17 protein-coding genes are annotated in these 18,042 nt (G+C 64.6%); 10 read left to right on the forward strand and 7 right to left on the reverse strand.

Translation table 11 applies throughout. From position 1 onward, the window contains the following. The first annotated feature begins 65 nt into the window (after positions 1-65). The 4 genes from ACOQFP_RS09180 to ACOQFP_RS09195 all read left to right on the forward strand — a co-directional run bounded on the left by ACOQFP_RS09180 (position 66) and on the right by ACOQFP_RS09195 (position 4,429). The gene (locus ACOQFP_RS09180) at positions 66-914 is read left to right on the forward strand and encodes a c-type cytochrome (protein WP_206489190.1); all 849 of its coding nucleotides are present in this window, start codon (positions 66-68) and stop codon (positions 912-914) included. Continuing rightward, positions 911-2,104, forward strand: a complete 1,194-nt coding sequence (locus tag ACOQFP_RS09185; protein WP_341243387.1) for a ubiquinol-cytochrome c reductase iron-sulfur subunit — start codon at positions 911-913, stop codon at positions 2,102-2,104. The genes ACOQFP_RS09180 and ACOQFP_RS09185 overlap by 4 nt, the downstream gene beginning before the upstream one ends. Beyond that, positions 2,101-3,852 (forward strand): cytochrome b, encoded by a 1,752-nt coding sequence (locus tag ACOQFP_RS09190; RefSeq protein WP_206489191.1) that lies wholly within the window; start codon positions 2,101-2,103, stop codon positions 3,850-3,852. The genes ACOQFP_RS09185 and ACOQFP_RS09190 overlap by 4 nt, the downstream gene beginning before the upstream one ends. Before the next feature lie 301 nt (positions 3,853-4,153). Continuing rightward, positions 4,154-4,429: a helix-turn-helix domain-containing protein gene (locus tag ACOQFP_RS09195; RefSeq protein WP_206489192.1), complete on the forward strand. Its 276-nt coding sequence runs from the start codon at positions 4,154-4,156 to the stop codon at positions 4,427-4,429. Between the two features lie 192 nt (positions 4,430-4,621). Here the strand turns inward: ACOQFP_RS09195 and ACOQFP_RS09200 are convergent, their stop codons facing one another. Next, the gene (locus ACOQFP_RS09200) at positions 4,622-5,038 is read right to left on the reverse strand and encodes a cytochrome c oxidase subunit 4 (RefSeq protein WP_206489193.1); all 417 of its coding nucleotides are present in this window, start codon (positions 5,036-5,038) and stop codon (positions 4,622-4,624) included. 18 nt (positions 5,039-5,056) lie between these two features. Next, complete coding sequence (locus ACOQFP_RS09205) at positions 5,057-6,136, reverse strand: cytochrome c oxidase subunit II (protein WP_421584241.1); 1,080 nt, start codon at positions 6,134-6,136, stop codon at positions 5,057-5,059. 236 nt (positions 6,137-6,372) lie between these two features. On the opposite strand from ACOQFP_RS09205, the gene asnB reads away from it, so the two are divergent. Next, a complete protein-coding gene (gene asnB, locus ACOQFP_RS09210) occupies positions 6,373-8,301 on the forward strand; it encodes an asparagine synthase (glutamine-hydrolyzing) (RefSeq protein WP_421584087.1) in 1,929 nt (642 codons plus the stop codon). Between the two features lie 40 nt (positions 8,302-8,341). Here asnB and ACOQFP_RS09215 read toward each other — a convergent pair whose 3' ends face one another. From ACOQFP_RS09215 to ACOQFP_RS09225, 3 genes are all read right to left on the reverse strand, one after another. Next, positions 8,342-9,316: a carbohydrate kinase family protein gene (locus ACOQFP_RS09215; protein WP_341243388.1), complete on the reverse strand. Its 975-nt coding sequence runs from the start codon at positions 9,314-9,316 to the stop codon at positions 8,342-8,344. A 112-nt stretch (positions 9,317-9,428) separates the two neighbouring features. After that, positions 9,429-9,794 (reverse strand): HesB/IscA family protein, encoded by a 366-nt coding sequence (locus ACOQFP_RS09220; protein ID WP_094679093.1) that lies wholly within the window; start codon positions 9,792-9,794, stop codon positions 9,429-9,431. 66 nt (positions 9,795-9,860) lie between these two features. After that, complete coding sequence (locus ACOQFP_RS09225) at positions 9,861-10,934, reverse strand: glycerate kinase (RefSeq protein ID WP_421584088.1); 1,074 nt, start codon at positions 10,932-10,934, stop codon at positions 9,861-9,863. Positions 10,935-11,035: 101 nt separating this feature from the next. On the opposite strand from ACOQFP_RS09225, the gene ACOQFP_RS09230 reads away from it, so the two are divergent. The 4 genes from ACOQFP_RS09230 to ACOQFP_RS09245 are packed head-to-tail and all read left to right on the forward strand — an operon-like array spanning position 11,036 to position 14,113. After that, positions 11,036-11,695, forward strand: a complete 660-nt coding sequence (locus ACOQFP_RS09230) for a DUF3043 domain-containing protein (protein WP_421584089.1) — start codon at positions 11,036-11,038, stop codon at positions 11,693-11,695. Positions 11,696-11,700: 5 nt separating this feature from the next. Beyond that, positions 11,701-12,270, forward strand: coding sequence for a bifunctional adenosylcobinamide kinase/adenosylcobinamide-phosphate guanylyltransferase (gene cobU, locus ACOQFP_RS09235; RefSeq protein WP_421584090.1), 570 nt, complete (start codon positions 11,701-11,703; stop codon positions 12,268-12,270). Further along, positions 12,267-13,349 (forward strand): nicotinate-nucleotide--dimethylbenzimidazole phosphoribosyltransferase, encoded by a 1,083-nt coding sequence (gene cobT, locus ACOQFP_RS09240; protein ID WP_421584091.1) that lies wholly within the window; start codon positions 12,267-12,269, stop codon positions 13,347-13,349. Before cobU ends, cobT begins: the two co-directional genes overlap by 4 nt. Before the next feature lie 2 nt (positions 13,350-13,351). Further along, positions 13,352-14,113 carry an adenosylcobinamide-GDP ribazoletransferase gene (locus tag ACOQFP_RS09245; RefSeq protein WP_421584092.1) on the forward strand — a complete coding sequence of 254 codons (762 nt, stop codon included), beginning with the start codon at positions 13,352-13,354 and terminating at the stop codon, positions 14,111-14,113. On the opposite strand, the gene ACOQFP_RS09250 is transcribed toward ACOQFP_RS09245, so the two are convergent. Next, a complete protein-coding gene (locus ACOQFP_RS09250; protein WP_206489201.1) occupies positions 14,110-15,213 on the reverse strand; it encodes a branched-chain amino acid aminotransferase in 1,104 nt (367 codons plus the stop codon). The genes ACOQFP_RS09245 and ACOQFP_RS09250 overlap by 4 nt on opposite strands. 40 nt (positions 15,214-15,253) lie before the next feature. Further along, positions 15,254-16,354, reverse strand: a complete 1,101-nt coding sequence (gene gcvT / locus ACOQFP_RS09255) for a glycine cleavage system aminomethyltransferase GcvT (RefSeq protein ID WP_206489202.1) — start codon at positions 16,352-16,354, stop codon at positions 15,254-15,256. Between the two features lie 117 nt (positions 16,355-16,471). Here gcvT and ACOQFP_RS09260 point away from each other — a divergent pair, with 117 nt between their 5' ends. Then, complete coding sequence (locus tag ACOQFP_RS09260) at positions 16,472-17,995, forward strand: leucyl aminopeptidase (protein ID WP_206489203.1); 1,524 nt, start codon at positions 16,472-16,474, stop codon at positions 17,993-17,995. Positions 17,996-18,042 lie beyond the last annotated feature (47 nt).

Below are 18,042 nucleotides of genomic sequence, written 5' to 3' on the forward strand. Positions count from 1 at the left end.
CGATAACGAACGAACGGATTCAGCCCCCGACGTTCGGTCCGTCCCGACACGACAAGGGATAGAAGATGAGTACATCTCCCCCAGCAGCATCCGGCGACCGAGACCCCGCCAAGACGAGAAGGCAACGCAAGACGCGCAGGCGCGTCACCGGTGCTCTCGTCCTGATGATGGGCCTACTGAGCGCGGGATTCCTCGCGTCGGCCCTGACTCCGGCTCCGCAGGTCGCCACTGCCGATACCGACTCGGCGGCCCTGATTCGCGAGGGCAAGCAGCTCTACGACACCTCCTGCGTGACGTGCCACGGTGTCAACTTGCAGGGCGTTCAGGATCGCGGACCGAGCCTCATCGGAGTCGGCGAGGCGGCTGTCTACTTCCAGGTGTCGAGCGGCCGCATGCCGGCGATGCGCAACGAGGCACAGGTGTTGCGCAAGCCGCCGAAGTTCGACGACAAGCAGATCGACGCTCTCGGTGCCTATGTTCAGGCAAACGGCGGTGGGCCAACGGTCATCCTCGACGAGAACGGCGACATCGCTCAGGAATCTCTGCGCGGCGACGACATCGCACGCGGTAGTGAGCTGTTCCGGTTGAACTGCGCCTCCTGCCACAACTTCACCGGTCAGGGTGGTGCCTTGTCCTCGGGCAAGTTCGCCCCCGATCTCGGGCCTGCGAACGAGCAGGAGATCTACACGGCCATGGTCACCGGGCCGCAGAACATGCCGAAGTTCTCCGATCGTCAGCTGACGATCGAGGAGAAGTCCGACATCATCGCGTACGTCAAGTCGGCACAGGACACCAAGGCCGCCGGTGGTTGGGGTCTGGCAGGCTTCGGTCCCGGTACCGAAATGGTCGCCGTGTGGATTGTCGGAATCGCCGCTGTTGTCGGCGCAACATTGTGGATCGGAGCTAGATCATGAGCGACGGTGATTCCGGTCGTAAAGACGACGACAACGTCGACGGCAAGAAAGCCGACGGTGTGAATCCCGAGAAGAAGTACTCCGACGAGGAACTTGCGGCCCTGAGCCGCGACGAGCTGGTCCAGCTCGGCACGAATCTCGATGGTGTCGATGTTGCGTTCCGCCGAAACCGCTGGGCCGTCGAGGGCACTCGGGCCGAGAAGCGTGCCGAACGCAGCGTGGCGATCTGGTTCGCCATTGCCGGGCTCTCGGCCGTCGCGTTCATCGGCGTCTACCTGTTCTGGCCCTGGCAGTACGCCGGAATCGGTGACGAGAACTACCACCTCTACTCGCTGTACACGCCGTTGATCGGCGGCACGATGGGCCTGGCGATTCTCGCAGTCGGCGTCGGTGCGGTGCAGTTCACCAAGAAGTTCATCCCCGAAGAGGTCTCCATCCAGGACCGCCACGACGGGAGTTCCTCGGAGACGGATCGCAAGACGCTGGTCGCCGAACTGGGTGATTCGCTCGAGACGTCGACCATCGGTCGACGCAAGGTGATCAAGCGCTCACTGATGTTGGGCGGTGGCGCACTGGGCGTCATGGCTGTGCTCCCCCTCGGCGGGTTGATCAAGAACCCATGGGCCAAGGGCGAAGATTCTCCATTGTGGGTATCCGGCTGGACTCCTCGCTACGATGGGGAGACCATTTACCTCCGACGAGACACCGGGCGACCGGAAGATGTCGTTCTCGTTCGGCCCGAGGACCTGGACGCTGGTGCCATGGAAACCGTGTTCCCCTTCCGCGAAGCGGACCGTGAGAGCGAGCACGATCTGCTCGTGTCACTCCGAGGGATTCGCAACGCCGTCATGCTCATCCGCCTGCGTCCCGACGACGCCAGCACGGTCGTCAAGCGCAAGGGTCAGGAGAGCTACAACTACGGCGACTACTACGCGTACTCCAAGATCTGCACGCACCTCGGCTGCCCCACATCGTTGTACGAGCAGCAGACGAACCGCATTCTCTGCCCTTGCCATCAGTCGCAGTTCGACGCGCTCGAGTACGCCAGGCCGATCTTCGGACCGGCAGCGCGCGCGCTGCCCCAGCTTCCCATCACCGTCAACGAGGAGGGATACCTGGTGGCTCGCGCAGACTTCCACGAAGCACTCGGTCCCGCCTTCTGGGAACGTCGACCGGAGCGTGATTCATGAGTCCTTCACTGCAAACCCTCGCAGCCAAGCAGGCGGACGACGTAGACAGTCGTTACCACTTGGCACCGGGACTTCGCCGTCAGATCAACAAGGTATTCCCCACCCACTGGTCGTTCCTGCTCGGCGAGATCGCGCTGTACAGCTTCGTGATCCTGCTGATCTCCGGTGTATTCCTCACCCTGTTCTTCGATCCGTCGCTCAGCGAGGTCGTCTACGACGGCAGCTACCTGCCGCTCAACGGTGTGACGATGTCGCGGGCCTACGCCACTGCTCTCGACATATCGTTCGAGGTTCGCGGTGGTCTGTTCATGCGACAGATTCACCACTGGGCCGCACTGATGTTCGCCGCGTCGATCATCGTGCACATGGCTCGCATCTTCTTCACCGGTGCGTTCCGTCGTCCCCGTGAAGCCAACTGGGTCATCGGCTGCCTGCTGCTGATCCTGGCCATGTTCGAGGGCTTCTTCGGATACTCCCTCCCCGACGACCTGCTCTCGGGCACCGGTCTTCGTGCCGCTTTCTCGGGCATCACGATGAGTATCCCGATCGTCGGTACTTGGCTGCACTGGCTGATCTTCGACGGCGACTTCCCAGGCACCATCATCATTCCGCGCCTGTATGTGGCGCACGTGCTGCTGCTGCCCGCCATCATCTTGGCTCTGATCGCCGCTCACCTGGCGCTGGTCTGGTACCAGAAGCACACCCAGTTCCCCGGACCGGGCCGCACCGAGAAGAACGTCGTCGGCGTTCGTATCCTCCCGGTGTTCGCGGTCAAGTCCGGTGCTTTCTTCGCAGTGACGTTCGGTGTGCTTGCCGCGATGGGTGGTCTGCTCCAGATCAACCCGATCTGGAACCTGGGCCCCTACAACCCTGCGCAGGTGTCGGCCGGGTCCCAGCCCGACTTCTACATGATGTGGACGGACGGCTTGGCTCGACTGTGGCCGGATTGGGACATCTACATCGCCGGGCGATACACCATCCCGGCAGTGTTCTGGGTCGCAGTCATCATGGGCCTGGTGTTCACGGTGATGATCGCCTACCCGTGGATCGAGAAGCGCCTCACCGGAGACACTGCGCACCACAACCTGCTGCAGCGCCCCCGCGACGTTCCTGTCCGCACGGGAATCGGCGCGATGTCGATCGCGTTCTACGTCGTTCTCACGCTCTCCTGCGTGAACGACCTGATCGCGTACAAGTTCGACATCTCGCTCAACGCCATGACCTGGATCGGCCGTGTCGGCCTCCTGATCATGCCGCCGCTCGCCTACTTCGTTGCGTACCGGTTCTGCATAGGTCTGCAGCGCAGTGACCGAGCAGTGCTCGAGCACGGAATCGAAACCGGAATCATCAAGCGGCTGCCGCACGGCCAGTACGTGGAAATCCACCAGCCGCTCGGCCCGGTGGACGATCACGGTCACCCGATCCCCCTCGACTACCAGGGTGCACCGGTACCCAAGAAGATGAACAAGCTCGGCTCGGCCGGCAAGCCCGGCTCGGGATCGCTGTTCACTCCGGACCCGGTGGCACAGAGTGCAGCTCTCGAGGAAGCCCACCACAAGGGTGAGCACGAGCAGCTCGCAATGCTCCGCAAGTACCAAGCGGGCATTGCAGGCAACGGCCACTCGAACGGTCACGCCGAGGGCAACGGGCACTCGAACGGCCACTCGAACGGCCACGCATCCGAGGGCAACGGCCACCAGGATGCCTCGATCGGCTCCGGTCGACAGGACAGCGACAGCGATCGCTGACATCTGACAAGTAACAACACGAAGGGCGGCACCGGCAACGGTGCCGCCCTTCGTGCATTGTCGACTCCTCCACCCGCAGCCATCGCGATCCGCTCACCCGTACACACCGAGGCCCCGATGGCCCTCCCCTCCCCCGGCGCAGCACGTTCGACCCGACAAGAGCGACGGGGGGCTCTCGGACTCGGGACTGTTCGGGCGAGGGGCTGTTCGGGTGAGGGACGACAGGGCTCAGGTAGCTGGACGGGGCTCTGGCAGTTGGACGGGGCTCTGGCAGTTGCACGACCGGTATTACTATCGGCATATGGTCCGCATACCCCTGACGCCAGGCGAGCTTGCCCGCGGTGCACGACTCGGTGCGGCGATACGTCGATCCCGAGGCAGTCGCACCATGACCGACGTGGCCGAGGCTGCGGGTATCTCGGTGGAAACGCTGAGGAAAATCGAGACCGGACGCATCCCCACTCCTGCCTTCTTCACTGTCGCGGCGTTGTGTGAGGCGCTGAACATCTCGTTGGACTCCGTAGCCGACTCCTCCTCCGACTCGACACCGAGACAACCCGAGGCCGACGCCTCCTGAGGGCAGGGCCTGACACCGACCTCGCGCACCGTCGCGCCCGGGTTACTCGCGTCCCGCCGTCCACAGTCCAGGTTCCATACGTACCCACGTCCCTGCTGTGCCGGTCGTTGACGGTGGGGTCATCCGGACATACCAAAAGGGGCCTCGATCGTTCGTGAGAACGATCGAGGCCCCTTTCAGGGTGAATCCGGGTCAGTGACGCTCGGCACCGACGTGGTACTCGAACACCAATCCCGCGGCCGCTGCGATCACGCAGAAGACACCGACGGCGATCAGCCACGGCTGGAAGAACGCGAATCCGATGGCCGTGATGGATGCGGCACCTGCCAGCACGATCGGCCAGAAGCTGCCCGGGCTGAAGAAGCCCAAGTCGCCTGCGCCGTCACTGACTTCGGCGTCGTCGAAGTCCTCCGGACGAGTATCGAGGCGACGTGCGACGAACCTGAAGTAGGTGCCGACGATCAGAGTCAGACCCACCGACAAGAAGATGGCGGTGACTCCGGCCCATTCCACTCCGGTACGGCTCAGCCCCGTGAACAACGCGTACACGATGCCGACCAGGAGAAAGAAGACAGTGAGGATCTCGAAGATCTTGGCTTCGATTTTCATATCAGCATGCTTCCTTGGTCAGTTGCCTTCGGCGACAGTGGCGGCGCGGGCGGTTCGGTCGGTCGCGAATGGCGACGTGCTCGTTGCGAGCGGGTTCTCGCCGATGGCTTCGAGGGCCTGCGCGTTGGTCAGAGCTTCTCCCCCATCGGACAGCGGCTTGCGAAGCTCGATGTACTGCTCGAACTTGTCAGGAGAGACCGCACGCACCTCGAAGTTCATCATCGAGTGGAATGTGCCACACATTTCGGTGCACCTACCGACGAAGGATCCTTCGCGCTCGATCTCGCTGATCTGGAAAATGTTGTCGGAGTGGTTCTCCTCGGGGTTCGGGAGAACGTCGCGCTTGAAAAGGAACTCCGGCACCCAGAAGCCGTGGATGACATCCGAGGACGCAAGCACGAACTCGATCCGCTTACCGGTCGGAAGAACCAGAACCGGGACCTCTTCACTGGTGCCGACGGTTTCGATCTTGTTGTAGTGCAGGTAGGACAGGTCCTGCGGGCTTGCTCCGTGGATTGCTCCAGGAACGAACTCGCCGTCCGCGCTTCCCTCGGCACCTTCACCAGGGGTAGCCGCGGCCTCTGCTGCCGCCTGCTCTTCCTCGTCGGTGCCCTCGTACTTGGCCGTACCGTCCTTGAGGTCGATGGTCCGGTAGCCGAACTTCCAGTTCCACTGGAACGCGGTGACGTCCACCTGCACATCGGGGTTGGGCTGCTTCTCGTCGACGTAGTTCTGCACCACGACGGTGAAGTAGAACAAGACGGCGATGATCACGAACGGAACCGCCGTGTAGAACAGCTCGAGCGGAACGTTGTACGCGGTCTGCCGTGGGAACTCCGGTGAGTTCTTCTTCTTACGGTGGAAGAGCACCACCCAGAAGATCAGGACCCACACGACAATACCCATGACCAGGGCCGCAATGACCGACCACGTCCATAGGTCGCCGATGCGTCGCCCCTGCGGGGTGACGCCCGAAGCGAAACCGAAATTGAGTACGTTGTCGCTGCTGATGGAACAGCCCGACAGCATCAACGCGGCTACACCGAGAAATGCTGTCAGCCCCGCTCGCCGAAGGATCCGACTCTGCGCCACGTTCACGCCTTCCTGATTGCCCACCACTGAAGAATAAGGGTTTCCACATGGAGACGCCCTAGTACTACGCAGCGTAGACCAAAGCCGGCCGGAGACCACCCTTGGGTCGTTACCTACGTTGGGGCGTGTCTGCGGCATACTCGGTTCCTGACCTTCTGTCCCGCTGACGACCTTCGCGGAGACCGGACCGGTGCCACCCCAGACTGGATTGTCCCCAACTGCGAGAAGAGGTAGCAGACGCTGTGTGTGGACTGCTCGGAGTACTCACGTCTCACGGAACGACCGCCACCGAGGTCGAACTCGTGAGTTCGGCCACCCATTGCATGCGCCATCGGGGTCCGGACGAGCCCGGTGGCACGTGGCACGACGACGACGTCGTCTTCGGGTTCAATCGCCTGGCCTTCATCGACATCGAGCACTCGCATCAGCCGATGCGATGGGGCCCACCCGAGTCACCGGACCGATATGCGCTGGTCTTCAACGGTGAGATCTACAACTACCTCGAGTTGCGCGCTGAACTCACACGCGATCACGGTGCACAATTCGCCACCGAGGGAGACAGCGAGTCGATCATCGCTGCGTTCCACTACTGGGGTGCCGGTGCTGTCGAGCGGTTGCGCGGCATGTTCGCCTTCGCCGTCTGGGATACGGAGACCCGAGAGATGTTTCTCGCGCGCGATCCGTTCGGCATCAAACCGCTGTTCCTGGCCACCGGTCCTGGCGGCACCGCGTTCGGTAGCGAGAAGAAGAGCGTGCTCGAGCTGATGGAGCGGATCGGAGTCGATGCCGATCTCGATGCCCGCGCCACCGAGCACTACACGGTGCTGCAGTACGTTCCCGAGCCCGAAACTCTGCACGCAGGCATCCGGCGCCTCGAATCCGGTTGCTATGCCACCCTGTCCCCCGGCACCCCGCCGAAGTTCACCCGCTACTTCACTCCGAAATTTCCGGTGCAGCCGTTCGCACCAGGCAGCGCCAAGGCTCGCTACCAGGAAATCGCAGAGGCGCTGGAAGATTCGGTGGCCAAACACATGCGCGCCGACGTCACGGTCGGCTCGTTCCTCTCGGGCGGCATCGATTCGACGGCCATCGCGGCTCTTGCCATTCGGCACAATCCCGATCTGATCACCTTCACCACCGGGTTCGAGCGTGAGGGCTACTCCGAGGTCGATGTCGCAGCGGAGTCGGCGGCCGCCATCGGGGCTCGCCACATCGTGAAGGTCGTCGGGCCGGAGGAGTTCGCGGCATCGATCCCCGAGATCGTCTGGTATCTGGACGATCCCGTGGCCGATCCCGCGCTCGTACCGCTGTACTTCGTCGCCAAGGAAGCCCGCAAGCACGTCAAAGTCGTGCTGTCCGGCGAGGGCGCGGACGAGTTGTTCGGTGGCTACACCATCTACCGCGAACCGTTGTCGTTGAAGCCGTTCGAGTCGCTTCCGGCATTCCTGCGGCGCGCGGCCGGCGCGCTGAGCGAGAGAATTCCGGAGGGCACGCGGGGTAAGAGCCTGTTGCATCGCGGCTCGATGACACTCGAAGAGCGGTACTACGGCAACGCGCGCAGTTTCAACGACGCCCAGTTGCGATCGGTGCTGCGCGAGTTCCGATCCGAGTGGACTCACCAGGACGTCACCGCACCGATCTACGCACAGTCGCAAGGATGGGACCCGGTGGCACGCATGCAGCACCTGGATCTGTTCACCTGGCTGCGTGGAGACATTCTGGTCAAGGCCGACAAGATCACCATGGCGAATTCGCTCGAGCTCCGAGTTCCGTTCCTGGACTCGGAGGTCTACAAGGTTGCCGAGAAGTTGCCGCTCGATCAGAAGATCACCAAGGACACCACCAAATATGCGCTTCGGCAGGCATTGGAAGGAATCGTTCCCGGCCACGTGCTGCACCGCGCGAAGTTGGGATTCCCGGTGCCGCTACGTCACTGGCTGCGGGGTCCGGAGCTGTTCGACTGGGCTCATCAGCAGATCGCCGATTCACAGACCGATCACCTGCTGAACAAGCAGGCGATCATCGCCATGCTCGACGATCACCGCGCCGGAAAGTCCGACCACAGCCGACGACTGTGGACCCTGATCATCTTCATGGTCTGGCACGGGATCTTCGTCGAGAAGCGCATCGTGCCGCAGATTGCCGAACCGGAGTACCCGGTCACGATCTGAGCTCGGTCGTCCCGCCCATCGGGCGGGACGACCGAATCGTTCAGGCAGGTAGCAGGGCTCCGATGTCCTCGCCCGCCTCGGTGCCGTACGCCGCACTGAGCCGCTTGACTGCGTCGTCGCGGTTCAGGCTCCATTCCTGGGTCCCGGTGGTTTCGAGAATCAGAACTGCGACCAGTGAACCGAGTTGCGCCGCACGTTCGATGCTCGCTCCGGCACGGTGTGCAGTGAGGAAACCGGCCCGGAAACCGTCGCCGACACCCGTCGGGTCGACCTTGCTCGTCTCCGGGACGACGCCGATGTGGGTGTGCTGCCCGCCCTTGGCCACGATGTCGACGCCGCGCTTGCCCAGTGTGGTGATCCGAAGTTCCACCTTCTCGGCGATGTCGGCGTCGGACATGCCGGTCTTCTGCTTGAGCAGCGCCCATTCGTATTCGTTGGTGAACAGATACTCCGCGCCGTCGATCAACTCGGCTGCCTGCGCGGCGTCGAGTCGGGCGAGCTGTTGGGACGGGTCGGCCGCGAATGGGATGCCTGCTGCGCGGCACTGCGCGGTGTGAGCCGTCATCGCATCGGGGTCGTTTGCACCGATGAGAACCAAATCCAACTCGTGCTGGTTCGCCAACGACTGGATCGAGATATCGCGAGCCTCGCTCATTGCCCCGGGGTAGAAGGACGCAATCTGCGCCATGTCCTGGTCGGTGGTGCAGACGAAGCGCGCGGTGTGAGCGGTTGCGGACACGCTCACACCGCTGCAGTCGACTCCGTGTTCTTCGAGCCAGGCGCGGTATTCGGAGAAGTCAGGTCCCACAGCTCCGACGAGCAGTGGCTCTCCACCGAGGACTCCGAGTGCGTACGCAATGTTTCCGCCGACTCCCCCTCTGCGGATCACCAGATCGTCCACCAGAAAGCTCAACGAGATGTTCGAGAGCTGGTCGGCGACGATCTGCTCGGCGAACCGTCCGGGGAATCGCATCAGATGGTCGGTCGCTATCGAGCCGGATACCGCGAGAGTCACGAAGGAGGGCCTTTCGATTCGGGTTGCTGAATTATCGAACAGTCAGACGAGCAGACACGACTGTGACCGATACACGCATGCGTGTATCGGTCACAGTCGTTTACGAGTCAGCTCAGTTGAACGAGTCGCCGCACGCGCACGATCCGGTGGCGTTCGGGTTGTCGATCGTGAACCCCTGCTTCTCGATCGTGTCCACGAAGTCGATGGATGCACCCTCGACATACGGGGCGCTCATCCGGTCGACTGCGAGGGTGACGCCGTTGAAGTCGACCGCGAGGTCGCCGTCGAGGCTTCGGTCGTCGAAGAAGAGCTGGTAGCGCAGTCCCGCGCATCCACCTGGCTGCACAGCGATACGCAGTGCGAGGTCGTCGCGGCCTTCTTGATCCAGCAACGCCTTGGCCTTCGCCGATGCGGTCTCGGTCATGGTGACCTTGTGCGCCGTGGTCTCGGTCGTTGTGGTCTCATTCGAAACGGTCATGGGCTCTCCCTATCAGTCGTACAAAACCCGTGAACTACACAACCGTACTCCCGGTGGCTGTATTCCTCACGCCCGCCGCCTCGGATCGACGTGAGAATCGGCTACCTCGGTTGCGACGCGCGCGGCCAGCTGCTCGAGCTGGTTCGCCGCATCGGACATCGCCACCTCCACCGAGCCGGCGAACTCGCTGATCGAATGTGCGGCCGCGATACCCGCCGCGACCAGTTCGTCCTCGGTCAATGTGACCTGGCCTGCGAGCACGATGGTGTCGACGCCGGTGGCACCACCTGCGGCCGCGATCCTGGTCACCAGCTTGCCTCGCAGCGACTGCGAGTCGAACTTTCCCTCACCCGTCAACACCAGGTCGACGCTGTCGAGCAGTTCCTGCTGCCCGGTTCGCTCTGCGACGACGACGGCCCCGGGTTGCTGCCTGCCGCCGAGCGCGAACAGGGCGGCGCCGATACCGCCGGCGGCCCCCGATCCGGGCCGGTCCGCGACGTCGTGACCCGCGGCGGAGAGCACGGCCGCCCAGTCTGCGTTCAGCTCTTCGAGTCGATCGGCCGTCTCGCCGTCGGCACCCTTCTGTGGGCCGAACACCCGCGCCGCCCCCGCGGTGCCCAACAGCGGATTCTCCACGTCCGACGCGGCGACGAGGTCGATTCCGGACATCCGGGCGACGGCAGATCCCAGGCCACCCAGTGCGCGAATCAGTCCGCGGCCGCCGTCGGTGGTACTGCTGCCGCCGAGTCCGACGAAGATCGTCCGCGCCCCGCTGCCGAGCGCTGCGACGAGGAGTTGCCCCACGCCGTAGCTGCTGGCTTTGAGCGCCGACAGTGGGCTCGGCGGACCGTCGAGCAGGTGCAGACCGCATGCCTGCGCCGATTCGATGTAGGCGGTCGTGTCGTCGAGCAGCCACCGAGCTCGCACCGAAGTCCCCATCGGTCCGTCGACGTCGGCGAACTGCACGGTGCCGATCCGCGAGGCCAGGACCTCGACGAAGCCAGGACCGCCATCCGATTGCGGGGCCAGTTCGAGTTCGTCCTCGGGCCGAACCGATGCCCACCCCCTGGCAATGGCCTCGGCGGCGTGCGCTGCAGTCAGGGTGTCTCCGAAGGAATCCGGCGCAATCATCACTCGCATCGTGGAAAGTCTAGGGCCGCAGCACACGGACGGCATCCGGTGATCGGCAAGCTGACCTGGCCGGTGTTCGAAATCGATACCTCATCCCATACTCTGGTTGTGTGAAGCTGCTACGCCGTGGAAACTCCGATAATTCGGACGAAGAGAACTCGAACGGATCCGGGTCGACTGTGTCCGGGGCCGAGCCCGCATCTCCGGTGTCTCTCGGCAAGGGACGGCCCACGCCCAAGCGCCGCGATGCCGAGTCCCGACGACGCGGACCGGTTGCTCCGGCACCGCTGACGAGCAAAGAGGCGCGCGAGCGCCGCAAGGCGAACAAGGGCAGCAAGGAAGATCGCAAAGCCGCCTCGAACGAGCGCCGCGCAGCTGCCGCAGAACGTCGCGCTCGCATGCTTGCCGGCGAAGACAAGTATCTACTGCCCCGAGACAAGGGCCCGGTGCGTGCATACGTTCGCGACATCGTCGACGCCAGGCGCAACCTCGTCGGCCTGTTCATGCCGCTCGCACTGATCCTGATCTTTGCGCTTTTCCTCGAGCCCGCGGTGCAGGCCTACGTCACCCTCGGCATGTTCGTGATGATGCTCTTCATGGTCGGCGAGGGAATCTACCTCGGCAAGATGATCAACAACAAGGTTCGCGCACGCTTCCCCGACACTCCGGACGGCGGCTTCAAGATCGGGTGGTACGCCTTCGTTCGGGCATCTCAGATCCGGAAGATGCGCGCGCCCAAACCGCGAGTCAGCGCCGGCGCGGCTGTCTGACGTCGGTGGGTGAGCCGACTCGAACCCTCGTGCTCGGCGGTGCCAGGTCAGGTAAGTCCGCCCACGCGGAGTCCCTTGCCACCGCCGGGCCGGTCCGCTACCTCGCCACCGGCAGGCGTGACGCCTCCGATGAGGATTGGCAGCGTCGCATCGACCGCCATCGGGCGTCGAGACCGACCGACTGGACAACCGTGGAGACGGTCACCTCACTCGCAACGGTCGTCTCGCAACCGTGGAACGGCACCACCGTCGTCGACGATCTCGGAACCTGGCTGACGGGCATGTTGGACGATGCCGGGGCGTGGGAGCTCCCGCGCGGCACGATCGCACCGGCCGTCGAAGACCTGGTCACCGTGGTGGAGAACTGCCCGTCCACCCTCGTGCTCGTCAGCCCCGAAGTGGGCCTGTCGGTGGTACCGGAATCGAGTTCAGGACGCCTCTTTCGAGATGAGCTCGGACTGCTCAATTCTCGACTTGCGGCGGTATGTGACAGAGTTCTGCTCGTCGTCGCAGGACTCGCGCTGAACCTCAAAGAACCCCCGGCGGACCTCACCACCGCGAAAGGCACAGTGTGACAACTTCTTCGGACGTGAACTCGGCGTCGTCACCGTTTCGTCCGGTCACCGCACCGTCCGACTCGGCTCGATCTGCCGCTGCGGACCGCCAACGTCAGTTGACCAAGCCTGCTGGGAGTCTCGGCCGACTCGAAGAGTTCGGTGAGTGGATCGCGTCCTGCCAGGACCGCTGCCCGCCGCGGTCGCTCGAACGAGTGCGGGTCGTGGTGTTCGCCGGCGATCATGGCGTGGCGGCGCACGGAGTCTCCGCCTACCCCGCCGAGGTGACGGGCCAGATGGTGGAGAACATCCGCGCCGGCGGTGCGGCTGTCAACGTACTCGCCGATATCGCCGGTGCCACGGTTCGGGTTGTCGACATCGCGGTCGACTCCGATATGGATCCTTCGGTGTCCGCGTTCAAGATTCGACGGTCCAGCGGATCCATCGACCGTGAGGATGCACTGACCGAGGACGAGGTTCGAGCCGCGATCGCCGCCGGAGCCGCCATCGCCGACGAGGAAGTGGACGGCGGCGCAGATCTTCTCATCGCAGGAGATATGGGCATCGGAAACACCACTCCTGCAACGGTATTGATCGCCACCCTGACCGACACCGAGCCGGTTGCCGCGGTCGGACGCGGCACTGGAATCGACGATGCGGGATGGATCAGGAAGACCGCGGCGATCCGCGACGCGATGCGTCGAGCACGACCTGTCGCCAAGAACCCGACAGATCTGTTGCGGGTGGCCGGCGGTGCCGACATCGCAGCGCTGGCCGGGTTTCTCGCGCAAGCCGCTCATCGACGCACGCCGGTGATCCTGGACGGCCTCGTGGTGACCGCGGCTGCCTTGGTGGCCGAGGACGGCGCGGCCGGGGCGCGGAAATGGTGGGTTGCCGGGCATCGCTCGGCGGAACCGGCCCACTCGCTTGCGTTGCGGCACTTGCGTCTGGAACCGATCGTGGAGCTGAACATGCGACTCGGTGAGGGCTCTGGTGCCCTCGCGGCGCTCCCCCTCGTTCAGGCGGGCGTCGGCACCTTGAACTCCATGGCAACCTTCGCCGATTCCGGAGTCAGCACCGGCGACAGCGAAATTCGCTGACAGTGCGTAGGCGAGCCGACGGGCTATTGCTCGCGTTCTCCTGGCTGACGGTGCTGCCGATACGAGGGCCGGAGGAGATCGATCGCGGCGCGGCCGGGCGAGCGATCGCACACGCTCCGCTCGTCGGCCTGTTCCTGGGCGGTGTCGCGTCCGCAGTTCTGTGGGTGACGGTTGCGGCCGGTCTGTCGCCAATGCTCGGGGGCTTGATCTGCGTCGCCGTCGCGGCGCTGCTGACCAGAGGCATGCATCTCGACGGGTTGGCCGATACCGCCGACGGGCTCGGCTGTTACGGACCTGAAGAACGGGCGCGCGAGATCATGAAGTCCGGCAGCGCAGGCCCGTTCGGCGTTGCCGCGGTTGCGCTGGCGCTCGGAATCCAGGCTGCCGCACTGGGCCAGCTTGCCCAGCAGCACCTGTGGTGGGCCATCGCGATCATCCCGGTGGTCGGCCGCGTGTGGGTCGTCCTCGGTTGCCGACGAGGAATCGATGCAGCGGCACCGAACGGCTTCGGCGCGCTCGTGGCAGGAACCCAGTCGGCAGTCGCGGTGGGACTGTGGCTGGCCGCGGCGGCGGCCGTGTCGATCTTCGCCCGACCCGAACGCCCCTGGCAGGGACCGTTGGTCGTGGTCGTCGCGATGGTTGCTGCGGTCGTCGTCGCTCGCCACTGCGTCCGACGCTTCGGGGGGCTGTCCGGCGATGTGCTGGGAGCCGGAATCGAAACCACCACCGCGCTCACCGCGATCGGGTTGTTGGTGGGCAGTTAGCGGAGCGTGGTCATCCAGCCGTGGGTATCGGCGAACGTACCGCGCTGGATTCCGGTGAGCGTGTCGCGCAGGGCGAGGGTGATCTCCCCTGGTTCGCCGCCTGCGATCTCGAATGTTCCCTCGGTGGACTTCACACTTCCGACGGGGGTGATGACGGCCGCTGTCCCGCAGGCGAACACCTCGGTGATCTCACCCGAGTCGGCACCCTTGCGCCACTCCTCGGTGGAGATGCGGCGCTCCTCGACGGGAATGCCCGCGTCCGTTGCCAACGCCAGCAAGGAGTCTCGGGTGATGCCGGGTAGGAGTGATCCGGACAGCGACGGTGTCACCAACCGAGCATCGGATCCCGAGCCGAGGACGAAGAACAGGTTCATTCCGCCCATCTCCTCGACGTAGCGGCGCTCGATGGCATCGAGCCAGACCACCTGATCGCACCCCTCGTCGCTGGCCTGGGCCTGCGCGAGGAGCGATGCCGCGTAGTTGCCCGCGAACTTGGCATCGCCTGTGCCACCCGGTGCTGCTCGCACGTACTCGGTCGAGAGCCAGACGCTGACGGGCTTGACCCCCCTCGGGAAGTACGCACCTGCGGGCGAGGCGATCAGCATGTAGCGGTAGGAGTCGGCGGGGCGGACGCCGAGGCCCGCCTCGGTGGAGAACATGTACGGCCGGATGTACAGCGCGTCTTCGCCGCCGGCCGCGGGCACCCAGTGGTGATCGAGCTCGAGGAGCTTCTCGATCGATCCGACGAAGAGCTCGTCCGGCAGTTCCGGCATGGCGAGCCGTCGGGCCGAGGATCGGAAGCGTTCGGCGTTGGATTGCACCCGAAACGTCGCGAGGTCGTCGTTGGGCTGACGGTAGATCTTGAGGCCTTCGAAAATGGCCTGGCCGTAATGCAGCACCATCGCAGCGGGGTCCAGCTCGATCGGACCGTAGGGAGCGACGGTCGCGTCGTGCCAGCCGCGGTCGCGGGTGTAGTCGATGTACACCATGTGGTCGGTGAAGTGCTTTCCGAATCCGGGTGCAGCGAGCACCGCGTCGCGCTCGGCCGGTGTGGCGGGCGAGGGATGCTGTACGTACCTGAATTCGGAAACACCTGTCATGCCCGAGATCCTATCGTGGTGGTCACAGGCGCTCGCGCAGTCACCTGGTCTTCGCAGCGACGAATGGCGGCGCGACCACCTCGCATCGCAACGCTCGGCCCCGGACGTCCACCTCGACCTCCGATCCCACCTCGGGCGCAGCCTCGGACTCGAGTAGGGCAAGGGCGATCCCCACCTTGAGCGACGGCGAGAAAGTACCGGACGTCGTCGTTCCGATCCGCTGCCCCGACACCCGTACTTCGAGGCCCGGCCGGAGCACACCGCGGTCGAGAGCAACGAGCCCGCGCAGCACTCGCGTCGGTCCGCTCGCTTTCTCCGCAGCGAGCGCCTCCTTGCCCCAGAACGCGTCCTTCTTCCAGCCGATCGCCCAGCCGCATCGTGCTTGCAGGGGCGAAATGTCCAGTGCGAGTTCGTGTCCGTGCAGCGGGTATCCCATCTCGGTGCGCAGTGTGTCTCGTGCTCCGAGCCCGCACACCTGCCCGCCGCGGGATCGCACAGCAGCCATGAGCGCGCGGAACAACGGCTCGACCTCTGCCGCCGGTGGGATCAGTTCGTATCCGTGCTCGCCGGTGTAGCCGGTTCGGCACACCCGTACCGGCACCGAGTTCCACGTCGCATCCTCGAACGCCATGTAGTCCATGTCGGTCGGCAGACCCAACTCCTGCAGTACATCTGCCGATACCGGTCCCTGTACCGCGAGGACCCCGAAGTCGCGGTGCTGGTTCACCACCGACACCCCGGCTGGTGCCTGCGCCGCCATCGCCGCGACGACATCGGCGGTGTTGGCGGCGTTCGGGACCAGGAAAACCTCGTTCTCGGAGACGTAGTACGCGATCAGGTCGTCGACGACGCCACCGGATTCGGTGCAGCACAAGGTGTACTGCGCCTTACCCGGCCCGATCCGATTCAGGTCGTTGGTCAGCACCGAGTTCACGAACGCGGCAGCGCCGGGTCCGGTCACCGAGGCCTTGCCCAGATGCCCGACGTCGAAGAGGCCGACGGCCTCTCGTACTGCCGTGTGCTCGACGACGACTCCGGCATACGACACCGGCATGGTCCAACCGCCGAAAGGCGCGAATGTCGCGCCCAATTCGGTGTGCACGGCGTGAAGTGGTCCCTCGATCAGCTCGGTGTCGGTCATGGCGGTCACGCTAGCTCACATCGCGGCCGTTGCGGGCCCGGCAGACCGACTGCATCCCTCGACGAGTCGTCACTAGGATCGAGGTACGTACACGTCAACCCCTACAGGAGCAGCCACGTGCCTTCCCCCTCGACGCCTTCCCGCACCCTCGGACCCGACCTGGTCCTCGCGGGCAAGCTCGGTAAGAAAGTCGACGTTCTCGTCGTCGCGCTGAGTACCAGTGATGGCGATCTCGAACTCGCCATCACCGACGACATCGCCGACGATGCCGTTGCCACTGCGCTACTCGACGCTTTCGAGTCCGTCGGTGCCACCGGCAAGGCCGACGAACTGGTGCGCATTCCGGCACCATCGGGCCTGTCCGTGGACAGCGTGCTGGCCGTCGGCCTCGGTAGTGCAGGCGACATCGACAGCGAGCGGATCCGCCAGTCGGCCGGAACCGCAGCCCGGGCGCTCAAGGGCGTCGACACGGCCGCGACGACGTTGTCGGCTCTCGATCTCGGTGCGGCCGCGGAGGGCTTCTTTCTCGGCGCGTATCAATTCACCGAGTTCAAATCGGCATTGTCGGCACCGAAGTCCGACGCACTTCCGCTTGCTCGCGTCGAGCTGCTCGTCCCCGACACCCGCTCCAAGGAAGCCAAGAACGACCTGGCAAGGTCGCTCGCCATCGCCGAATCCGTGGCTGTGGCACGAGATTTCGTCAACACCCCGCCGAGCCATCTCTATCCGGAGGAGTTCGCGGCGCAGGCCAAGGCGCTGGGTACGGCTGCAGGCTTGAAGGTCGAGATCCTGGACGACAAGACGCTGGAGAAGGACGGCTACGGCGGCATTCACGGCGTGGGCAAGGGTTCCTCACGCCTGCCGCGACTGGTTCGGCTGACGCACTCGGGCGGTAAGCGAGGCGCGAAGAAGGTCGCTCTGGTGGGCAAGGGAATCACGTTCGACACCGGCGGCATCTCCATCAAGCCCGCTGCGGGCATGGAGAACATGACCTCGGATATGGGAGGTGCCGCTGCGGTCGTCGCGACGGTGATCCTGGCCGCGAAGGTCGGTCTGCCACTCGATGTGATCGCGACCGTCCCGATGGCCGAGAACATGCCCTCGGGCACCGCTCAGCGTCCGGGCGATGTACTCACCCAGTACGGCGGCATCACCGTCGAGGTCATCAACACCGACGCCGAAGGCCGTTTGGTGTTGGCCGACGCGATCGTGCGTGCCTGCGAGGACGATCCGGATTACCTCATCGACACCGCGACACTGACCGGAGCTCAGGTGGTCGCGCTCGGTAATCGAACGCCTGGTGTCATGGGTACCGACGATTTCCGCGACCGGGTCGCGGCGATTTCTCGGGCGATCGGCGAGAACGGCTGGGCGATGCCGTTGCCGAAGGAGATTCGAGGTGAGCTCGATTCCAAGGTGGCCGATCTGGCGAATGTCACCAACGGCAGAGCCGGGGGAATGCTGGCGGCGGCACTGTTCCTGAAGGAATTCGTCGCCGACGGAGTCGAATGGGCTCATATCGATGTCGCCGGCCCGGCGTACAACACCGGTGGGCCATTCGGGTACACCGGCAAGGGCGGCACCGGAGTTCCGGTACGGACGATGTTCGCGGTCCTCGAGGACATCGCCCAGAACGGCTGATCGTCTCGGTTCGTGCGTGCGGACAGGTGTCCGCACGCACGGGCGAG

This window comes from Rhodococcus sp. MALMAid1271 (assembly GCF_049195265.1).
Taxonomy (GTDB): Bacteria; Actinomycetota; Actinomycetes; order Mycobacteriales; family Mycobacteriaceae; genus Rhodococcoides.